A 755-nucleotide genomic window follows, 5' to 3' on the forward strand; every position below is an offset into this window, starting at 1 on the left:
GTTTTATGACTTACGGTTGTGACCCTAATTTTGATGCGTAATCCTCCTACCATAAAGTTGAAAAAACATGAAAACATCTGCCACCTGCAACGAAAAGCGTGTAATGTACTAGTTGATAAATAGTTGGAGCGTTGCAGATACCTGCGGCAGATAGGTTGCAGATAAAGTATCTGCAACACAGTATAAACCTGACATAAGCTAATTCTCCATGAGTACAAAAGTTTATTGTATACATTGACTTCCCGTTTCCAGGCGGGGAACTGTCGTTTCCTGCATTAGAAATTACAGTTTCCACGGCAGGAAACGAGAGTTTCTAAGGCGGGACACTACAGTTTCTACGTAAGGATACTGTCGTTTCCCCGTAGAGACACCCCAAATTCTCCATAGAGTCACCCTAATTATCCCATAGCTTTGCACAAAGGAATCAAGGCTTTTTCTTTGATTATATAACGTGTTGCAGATACTTTATCTGCAACCTATCTGCCGCAGGTATCTGCAACGTTCCAACTATTTATCAATTGTAAGCACTCATTGTATGGCTGTCCCTTTTTCTATACTCTGTAGTGGAGTATATAGCATCTCTTTATCCAATAATTAGTATTCTTTATTATTGTTGATCGGTAATAGTGACATGTAATTTGTTTCTCCTGCCGTTAATTTAGTTAAAATTTCCGCTATATATTTCACCGGCCTTAATCCATTCATCTTACATGTTTCAATAATTGAGTATAACATAGAAGCATTCTTTGCCCCTA

1 protein-coding gene is annotated in these 755 nt (G+C 38.3%); it reads right to left on the reverse strand.

Going from position 1 to position 755, the window contains the following annotated elements; all coding sequences use genetic code 11:
• Window positions 1-594: 594 nt before the first annotated feature.
• The gene (locus HMPREF0106_RS26655; protein WP_255344251.1) at window positions 595-735 is read right to left on the reverse strand and encodes a transposase domain-containing protein; all 141 of its coding nucleotides are present in this window, start codon (window positions 733-735) and stop codon (window positions 595-597) included.
• Between the last annotated feature and the right edge of the window lie 20 nt (window positions 736-755).

This window comes from Bacteroides sp. D22, assembly GCF_000163675.1.
GTDB classification, from domain to species: domain Bacteria; phylum Bacteroidota; class Bacteroidia; order Bacteroidales; family Bacteroidaceae; genus Bacteroides; species Bacteroides xylanisolvens.

What these genes read in the sequence shown, in the direction of transcription:
- HMPREF0106_RS26655 (WP_255344251.1), bottom strand. Translation starts at nt 735, where the DNA reads ATGTTATACTCAATTATTGAAACATGTAAGATGAATGGATTAAGGCCG.